The 8,443-nt window shown below is 65.3% G+C and carries 8 protein-coding genes; 4 read left to right on the top strand and 4 right to left on the bottom strand.

The annotated features are described in order from the left end of the window. Positions 1-183: 183 nt before the first annotated feature. Positions 184-804 (bottom strand): glutathione S-transferase family protein, encoded by a 621-nt coding sequence (locus QQL28_RS45070; protein WP_284276292.1) that lies wholly within the window; start codon positions 802-804, stop codon positions 184-186. A 125-nt stretch (positions 805-929) separates the two neighbouring features. Here QQL28_RS45070 and QQL28_RS45065 point away from each other — a divergent pair, with 125 nt between their 5' ends. After that, entirely contained in the window at positions 930-2,213 is a 1,284-nt protein-coding gene (locus QQL28_RS45065) for a flavin-dependent oxidoreductase (protein ID WP_284276290.1), read from the top strand. Between the two features lie 41 nt (positions 2,214-2,254). On the opposite strand, the gene QQL28_RS45060 is transcribed toward QQL28_RS45065, so the two are convergent. The 3 genes from QQL28_RS45060 to mutY all read right to left on the bottom strand — a co-directional run bounded on the left by QQL28_RS45060 (position 2,255) and on the right by mutY (position 4,689). After that, positions 2,255-2,692 carry a cupin domain-containing protein gene (locus QQL28_RS45060; RefSeq protein ID WP_284276288.1) on the bottom strand — a complete coding sequence of 146 codons (438 nt, stop codon included), beginning with the start codon at positions 2,690-2,692 and terminating at the stop codon, positions 2,255-2,257. Between the two features lie 383 nt (positions 2,693-3,075). Continuing rightward, a complete protein-coding gene (locus QQL28_RS45055) occupies positions 3,076-3,495 on the bottom strand; it encodes a PaaI family thioesterase (protein WP_284276286.1) in 420 nt (139 codons plus the stop codon). Positions 3,496-3,567: 72 nt separating this feature from the next. Further along, the gene (gene mutY, locus QQL28_RS45050; protein ID WP_284276284.1) at positions 3,568-4,689 is read right to left on the bottom strand and encodes an A/G-specific adenine glycosylase; all 1,122 of its coding nucleotides are present in this window, start codon (positions 4,687-4,689) and stop codon (positions 3,568-3,570) included. Positions 4,690-4,841: 152 nt separating this feature from the next. Here mutY and QQL28_RS45045 point away from each other — a divergent pair, with 152 nt between their 5' ends. The 3 genes from QQL28_RS45045 to QQL28_RS45035 form a co-directional block, all read left to right on the top strand. Then, the gene (locus tag QQL28_RS45045; protein ID WP_284276282.1) at positions 4,842-5,321 is read left to right on the top strand and encodes a DUF721 domain-containing protein; all 480 of its coding nucleotides are present in this window, start codon (positions 4,842-4,844) and stop codon (positions 5,319-5,321) included. Positions 5,322-5,452: 131 nt separating this feature from the next. Continuing rightward, positions 5,453-6,124, top strand: a complete 672-nt coding sequence (locus QQL28_RS45040) for a DsbA family protein (RefSeq protein ID WP_284276280.1) — start codon at positions 5,453-5,455, stop codon at positions 6,122-6,124. Positions 6,125-6,321: 197 nt separating this feature from the next. Beyond that, positions 6,322-8,443 (top strand): chromosome segregation SMC family protein (locus QQL28_RS45035; protein WP_284276278.1); only part of this gene is annotated, 2,122 nt, incomplete at its 3' end.

Genomic DNA, 8,443 nt, shown 5'->3' with positions numbered 1-8,443 from the left:
AACGGCGACCCAGCTCGGGCCGTCACCCGGGCTGGGCCATTCCTCACGGAACGGCACCCATCATAAGCGATCGCGCTAATACAAGGGTGGGTTAGCGCAGCGTAACCCACCAAGGTCCATCCGCGCGGGAGGCAAAGCGGTGGGTTACGCCTTCGGCTAACCCACCCTACGACCCGCGGAAGCTTACGCCTTGTGCGTGTCCGTCACCTTGCGCACGGCGGGCCGCTCGGACATCCGCTTGAAGTGATCGGCGACCTTCGGTGTCACCTTGATGTCTACGCCGTCGCCTTCGAGCCAGAGCGACAGCGTGTAGAGATAGGGATCGCAGATCGTATACTGCTCGCCCATCACCCAGGGCCCCCTGAGCATCTTCTGCTCGATCAGCGCGAAGCAGGCGCCCATGGACTTCGGGATCATCCGCTTCATGTCCGCAAACGACGTCTCTTCCGTCGCCCAGCGCGCGCCGCGCAGCTTGTGGGCGTGCGCCACGTGCACAGTCGAGCACAGATAGGAGTTGAACGACTGCGCTTGCGCGAGCGCGAAGACATCGTCGAGCGGCGCGAGCTTCGCATTCGGAAACACTTGCGCGATATAGGCGAGCATCGCCGGCGTCTCGGTCAGTACGCCGCGATCGGTGACCAGCGACGGCACGCGTCCTTTCGGGTTGATCGCGAGGTAGTCCGGGCTGTTCTGCTGGTTGGTTTTGAAGTCGAGCCGTTCGGTCGTGTAGTCGGCGCCGGCCTCTTCAAGGGCGATGTGGGAGGCGACCGCGCAGGTGCCGGGGGCGTAGTAGAGCTTGAGCATGGGGGACCTCGTACCGAAAGGGAAACGTTAGCGGCAGGCCGGCGCGACGTCCATAGGCCGCTCCTTCGCAGTTGCCCACAGCCGCCTCCCCATGCGAAGACGCCGCCAATCGGAGGGGTTTTGACATGACGATCCTCATCGCCGGCGGCGGCATCGGCGGGCTGACGCTCGCGCTCAGCCTGCAGGGAATCGGCATTCCCGCAAAGGTGTTCGAGAGCGTCGCCGAGCTGAAGCCGCTCGGCGTCGGCATCAACGTCCTGCCGCATGCGGTGCGCGAATTGATCGAGCTCGGCTTGATGGACAAGCTCGACGCGAGCGGCGTGCGCACCCGCGAGCTCGCCTATTTCTCCAAGCATGGCAAGCCGATCTGGAGCGAGCCGCGCGGGTTGGAGGCCGGTTACAAATGGCCGCAATTCTCGATCCATCGCGGCATCCTCCAGCAGCTCCTGCTGGACACCGCAATCGAACGGCTGGGCCGCGAGAACATTCTGACCAGCCATCATCTGACCGGCTGGCATGAGACGGCAGACGGCGTGCGTGCCGAGTTCATCGACAAGGCGACCGGCAAATCTGCCGGAGCTTACGAAGGCGCGCTCCTGATCGCGGCCGACGGCATCCATTCCGCCGTGCGCGAAAAGCTCTACCCGCAAGAGGGGGCGCCGATCTGGAACGGCCGCATCCTCTGGCGCGGCGTGACGCCGGCCAAGGCCTTCCTCACCGGCCGCACCATGATCATGGCCGGGCACGAGATCCTGAAATTCGTTTGCTATCCCATCACCAAGGCGCCGGACGCGTCCGGCAACCACCAGGTCAACTGGGTCGCCGAGCGGCACATGCCGCCGACCTATCAGTGGCGGCGCGAGGACTATAACCGCGCGGCGCGGCTGGAGGAGTTTCTGCCGTGGTTCGAGAGCTGGCAGTTCGACTGGCTCGACGTGCCCGGCCTGATCCGGAACTGCCCGCACGCCTACGAATATCCGCTGGTCGACCGCGATCCCGTTTCGCAATGGACCTTTGGCCGCGTCACGCTGATGGGCGATGCCGCGCACCCGATGTATCCGATCGGCTCGAACGGTGCCTCGCAGGCGATCCTCGACGCCCGCGTCATCACCCGCGAGATTCTCGCACACGGACTGACGAATGCTGCGCTGGTCGCCTACGAGGCCGAGCGGCGCCCCGCAACGACGGACCTCGTGCTGCTCAACCGCAAGAACGGCCCTGAGCAGGTGATGCAGCTCGTCGAGGAACGCGCGCCCAACGGCTACAAGATCGTCACCGACGTGCTGTCGCAGAAGGAGCTGGAAGACATCGCCGCGAACTACAAGCGCGTCGCCGGCTTCCAGGTCGAGGCCCTGAACGCAAAGCCGCCGATCGTGTCGCAAGCGGATGGGCGGCGCGCGAGCACGTAGGTCGTCACCGCTCAATCCGCAATGAAGTTGACGGGCGCGAGTTACCCGGCGCGACGACCGCCGAACACCGAGGACACCCGCTTCAGCTTGTTGATGGCACGGATGGCGTAACCGAGCCCAACGGGATTGGTCTGGCGCAGGAAGGCGACCTTTTTCACATACTTTTCGATGTGCCATTTGGCGTGCGCGCCCTCGCGGAAGAAGACGACGTCACCGACACCGTAGCGTTTCGACGGCAGGCCATCGCTCTCGATCACCATTGATCCTTCAAGGACCATGATCGTCTCGTCCAGATCGTAGTACCAGTTGAACTTGCCCTCGGTGCAGGACCAGATCAGGGTCGTGGCAGTGCCGCACGCGCTGGTCGACAGCAGGTGCGAGCGGGCTTCGGGGTTTCCCTCAATGATCCAGGATGGCTCGATCGGGGACGGTTTGAGATCGACGTTGCAGTGGCCGGTCTCAATAAGCGCAAGCGCCATGGCGCACCTCAAGGCCTTAAGTAAAGCACGACTTTGAAAAATGGCCCCGTTTAACTTTTGTAAAAATTTCTATCGGGCGATCTACAATCGAAGCTTCCGCAGAAAACAAGAAAATGTGAAGTGGCCACTTTGCCGCAAGTCGCGTCGACGATGCGTCGAGCGTCGCAATTCGCCTGCAGATTGCGCGCATTCACCTGTCTCCTGTCGGGCTGCGACAATATGCGCCGGACCAATGCTCGCGCGGCCGGAGTCGGCGTGCTCATAGCGTGCACAAGGAATTCGTGAGCAAATCAACTTGTTGCACGCATTGGTAGTACAGCCTATGCCGATGCGGAAGTATTGCTCACTGTTCCGGCAGCTTGAAGAAGGTCACCGCACCTGTATCAGCGAACCACCCTTGCCGCATCGAGCAGCCGCTCGCTGGCGGTGGCGGTCGCAAGCAGCGTGCCGTCTTCGGCCACCAGCTTCCCTTCGACAAACGCGATCGTCTTGCCGAGCTGGGTGACTTTGGCCTCAGCGACGATCGACCCGGGTTTGGCCGGCGCGAGGAAGTTCACGGTCATGCTGACAGTCGTCGTATAGAGCCTGCCTTCGCTCATCACCAGCACTGCCGGACCCATCGTATCGTCGAGCATCGCCGAGAGCAGGCCGCCCTGGATGAAGCCGGCAGGATTGCAGAACTCGGGCTTGCCCTCGAAGCCAAGCTTGATCCAGCCCTCCTCGGGCCGGGCGTCCAACAGGCGCCAGCCCAGCAGCTTGGCACAGGGCGGCATATTGAAATCATCGAGCGCAGTCTTGACCATCGGGAGCCTCCGTTTCGCTTGCCGATAACGCAGCGCTGCTGCCAGCATGCTGTCAGGAGGCTGCGCGCGAAGCTAGAGATCCAGCCCGTGCGCGATCACCTTGCGCATGACGTTGGGTAGCGCTTCATCCGCCAGCGTTGCGATCGGCACCCACCGCATGCCCCTTGGCGCGCGGATTCGGCCGTCGACCTCGGCGGTGTAGACCACGAGTTCCAGCGGGAAATGCGTGAAGACGTGGGTGACCACGCCCAGCTTGCGCTGCCAGCGCGTGAGGCCCTTGATCTCAGGCGCCTGCGCGCGCGCGGTCTTTTCGTCCTGGCCGGCGCGCCAGTCCGACCCCGGCACCTCGGTCATGCCGCCGAGCAGGCCCTTTTCGGGCCGCGAGCGGACCAGCAGTTCATCGCCGCGGACGACGACGAAGGCGGCACCTCGCCGCAACGCGCCGCTCTTCTTCGGCGCCTTGCGCGGAAACGTCTCCTGGTTGCCTTTCGCCCGCGCGAGGCAATCCTCGTTCAACGGGCAGAGCGAACACGCCGGCTTCTTCGGCGTGCAGATCGAGGAGCCTAGATCCATCAACGCCTGCGCGCTGTCGCCGGCGCGAGACTTCTCGTCGCCGGCGCGGGAATCGGCGAGCAGCGTCGCCGCCAATTGCTGGATCAGCGGTTTGGCCTGCGGCAATTCCTCTTCGACGGCGTACAGGCGCGACACCACCCGCTCGATATTGCCGTCGACCGGCATGGTGCGCCGATCGAACGCGATCGCGGCGATCGCCGCCGCGGTGTAGGGCCCAATGCCCGGCAGAGACCGCAAACCTTCCTCGCTATCGGGAAACACGCCGCCACGCTCGCGCGCGACCGCAACAGCGCAGGCATGCAGATTGCGCGCCCGCGAATAATAGCCGAGCCCGGCCCACATCCGCAGCACGTCGTCCTGCGAGGCGCGGCCGAGGGCCGTGACGTCAGGCCAGCGCGCGACGAACTTTTCGAAATAGGGCCCGACCGCCTTGACCGTGGTCTGCTGGAGCATGATCTCCGAGAGCCAGACGCGATACGGATCGGGCGTCTCGCCCGTCACCGCGCGCCATGGCAGCCGGCGGCGATGGCGGTCGTACCATGCGAGCAGCGCCAGCGGACGCGCCATCACCTCCGGCTGGTCTGGTTCCGATTTTGCCTTCAGGGCAGACTTGGGGCTCATGCCGATACTGTAATCGGGTAACGCCGATCTCTCCACGTCATGCCCGCGCTCATCGTGGGCATCCACGCCTTTTCTTCGCGGGCTCCGCACTTGGATGACCAGGTCCGGCCGGAGTGATTTCTGCCCGTGGGACGCAGTGCTATAAGGCCCCAATGTCCAAACCCGGTCCCATCAGCGCAAAGCCGCTGTCGATCCTGCTCAACGACGTCTTTGCCGAGGCCTATGCCAAGCAGGGCTTTGCCGCGCGCGAATTGGTGACGCGCTGGGGCGAGATTGCCGGCTCGGAGATCGCCGCGCATTCGGAGCCGTTGAAGATGCAATGGCCACGGCCGGTGGAGGGCCAGCCGCAGGAGCCGGCAACGCTGGTGCTGCGGGTCGAGGGGCCGATGGCGCTGGAGATCCAGCATTCCGCCGACGTCATCCTGGAACGGGTCAACCGCTTCTTCGGCTGGAATGCGGTCGGCAAGCTCGCCTTCCGCCAAGCCCCCCTGTCGAGCCGCGGCCGCCCGGCGCGACCCCGCCCGCCCGACGCCGGGGCCGTAGCCAAGGTGGCCGAGACCCTCGGCAATATCGAAGATGAACAATTGCGGGACGCGCTGGCCCGGCTGGGTGCCGCAATCAAGCGAAATTGAGCCTCATTCCGCCGCTAATCTGGAGCCGTTATTGCGGCCCGCCATTGCCTCCATTGCGGTTTCAAGCTAGCGACAGGCCGCTCAATCGGGGAGCTTTGGGCGTGCCCACGCCAATTTCGGGAGTTGGACCTTTGATGATCACCCGTCGCGTCTTCACCACGATGCTTTCGCTGACCGGACTTGCCGTGGCCGCCGGGTTGTCGCCGCTGCGGCTCATCACCGAAGCCATGATTCCTAAAGCCCTGGCACAGAGCGCCTCCGATGTCGCCAAGCCGGTGTCGCTGCCCGACATGGCGCTCGGCCCGGACAACGCCGCCGTCACCATCACCGAATTCGCCTCGATGACCTGCCCGCATTGCGCGGCCTTCAACGAGCAGGTGTTCCCGAAGATCAAGAAGGAATACATCGACACCGGCAAGGTGCGTTACATCTTCCGCGAGTTCCCGCTCGACATCAAAGCCGCCGCCGGCTCGATGCTGTCGCGCTGCATCGCCAATGGCGACGCGCCGAAATATTTCGCCGTCACCGACATGCTGTTCCGCTCGCAGGCCGACTGGGTGACCAAGAACACCACGGAGACGCTTGCCCGGATCGGCAAGCAGGCGGGCCTGTCCCAGAGCCAGGTCGAAGCCTGCCTGAAGGACCAGGCGCTGCTCGACAAGATCGCCGCCGACCAGAAATACGCGAGCGAGGTTCTGAAGGTCGATTCGACCCCGACCTTCTTCATCAACGGCGAGAAGATCAAGGGCGAGGCCTCGTTCGAGGAATTCGCGAAGAAGATCAATCCGCTGTTGAAGAGCTGATCTTCACGTTTTGATCCTGATTCGCGCTTCAAAAGCCTTGGGAAAAGCGTTGCCGGCTGGTTGCCCTTGAGCATCGGCGCAGCCATTGTCGCTTGTGCATAAGCCGCTCGAAGCGGTAGCCCAGACACCGACATTTGCCTTCTATGGTATTGTCACGGCAGGGAGATTCGCGTCCTGCCAACAGAGAAGCGTGTTTTATGAAGATCACCCGCCTGCGCCTTCACGGCTTCAAGTCATTCGTCGAGCCCACCGACTTCCTGATCGAAGCGGGCCTCACCGGCGTCGTCGGACCGAACGGCTGCGGCAAGTCGAATCTGGTCGAAGCGCTGCGCTGGGCGATGGGCGAAACCTCGCACAAATCGCTGCGCGCCGCCGACATGGACGCGGTGATCTTCGCCGGCTCGGGCAATCGCCCCGCGCGCAACCACGCCGAAGTGACGATGACGATCGACAACGCCGATCGCACCGCGCCGGCGGCGATGAATGACAGCCAGCTTCTCGAAATCTCCCGCCGCATCGAGCGTGAGGCAGGCTCGGTCTATCGCATCAACGGCCGCGACGTGCGCGCCCGCGACGTGCAGATCCTGTTCGCCGATGCCGCCACCGGCGCGCGCTCGCCGGCCCTCGTACACCAGGGCAAGATCGGCGAGATCATTCAGGCCAAACCTGAGCAGCGCCGCCGCGTGCTGGAAGATGCCGCCGGCGTCGCCGGCCTGCACGCCCGCCGCCATGAGGCCGAGCTGCGGCTGAAGGCAGCCGAAACCAACCTCACCCGCGTCGAGGACGTGATCGGCCAGCTCTCCGGCCAGATGGAAGGCCTGAAGAAGCAGGCCCGCCAGGCCGTGCGCTATCGCGAGGTCGCGGCCAAGGTGCGCAAGGCCGAGGCGACGCTGTTCCATCTGCGCTGGATCGGCGCGCATGCCGAGGTCAATGATTCCGGCCACACCCATGATCTCGCCGTGCGCGAGATGGCCGAGCGCACCCAGCACCAGGCGGAAGCTGCCCGCATCCAGGCGATCCGCGCCGCCGGAATGCCGGCGCTGCGCGATGCCGAAGCGCGCGCCGCGGCCGGCCTCCAGCGGCTGACCAATGCACGCGAGCTGCTCGATCGCGAGGAAGAGCGCGCCAAGGAGCGCGTCACCGAGCTCGAGCGCCGGCTGACGCAGTTCGAGGGCGACATCGCCCGCGCCCAGCAGCAGACCATGGATGCCGACGTCGCGCTTCAGCGGCTCGACGCCGAGGATCTGGAGCTGAAGGAAGAGATCAGGTCGCGTGTCGAGAAGCGCTCCGGCGTCGACGAGCGCGTCTCCGAGGCCGAGGCAACGCTCACCGAAGCCGAGCAGCAATTCTCCGAGCTGACCACCGCGCTCGCCGACCTCACCGCCAAGCGCAACCAGCTCGAAGCCAATGTCCGCACGCACCGCGACCGCCTCGCTCGTCTCGATCATGAGATCGCGAACGTCGCGGCCGAAGAGCAGAAGCTTGCGGATGAGACCGGCGGCTTCGGTGATCTCGACGAGCTGACCGCTGCCGTCGAGAACGCCGAGCAGACGCTGGCGGCCTCGGAGGCCGCGGCGCAGGCGAGCGAAGCCGCGCACGTCGCAGCTCGCCAGACGCTGGAAGCCGCGCGCTCACCGCTGAACGAGGCCGACAAGCGCGTGCAGCGGCTGGAGACCGAGGCGCGCACGATCTCCAAGATCGTCAACGGCGAGACCAAGAATCTGTGGCCGCCGATCATCGACGGCATCACAGTCGACAAGGGTTTTGAAAAGGCGATCGGCGCCGCGCTCGGCGACGACCTCGATGCGCCCGTCGATCCGTCCGCGCCGATGCGCTGGACCAATGCCGGCGTCACCGATGGCGACCCGGCGCTCCCCGAGGGCGTCGTGCCGCTCGCCAATCACGTGCAGGCGCCGATCGAGCTTGCGCGCCGCCTGGCGCAAATCGGCGTCGTGCCGCGCGAGCGCGGCGCAGAGCTCGTCTCGCAGCTCAAGACCGGCCAGCGGCTGGTCTCGCCGGAAGGCGACGTCTGGCGCTGGGACGGTTTTGTCGCGGCCGCTCACGCGCCGACCGGCGCCGCGCGGCGTCTTGCCGAACGCGCCCGCCTCGTCGACATCGAGAACGAGCTGGAGCAGGCCCGCATCGACGCGCAGATCAAGCGCCAGGCGCTGGAGAACGCGGAAGGCGAGTTGCAGATGGCCGCCGGCACCGAAGGCGCCACGCGCGAGGCCTGGCGCGCCGCGCAGCGCGAGCTCAACGCCGCGCGCGAGCGCCATGCCACGGCCGAGCGCGAGATCAACCGTCACGCCGCGCGGAAAT

Origin of the sequence: Bradyrhizobium iriomotense, assembly GCF_030160715.1 — a bacterium.
In the GTDB taxonomy this organism is placed as follows: Bacteria; Pseudomonadota; Alphaproteobacteria; order Rhizobiales; family Xanthobacteraceae; genus Bradyrhizobium; species Bradyrhizobium iriomotense.
This window is presented reverse-complemented; position numbering and strand designations above follow the sequence as displayed.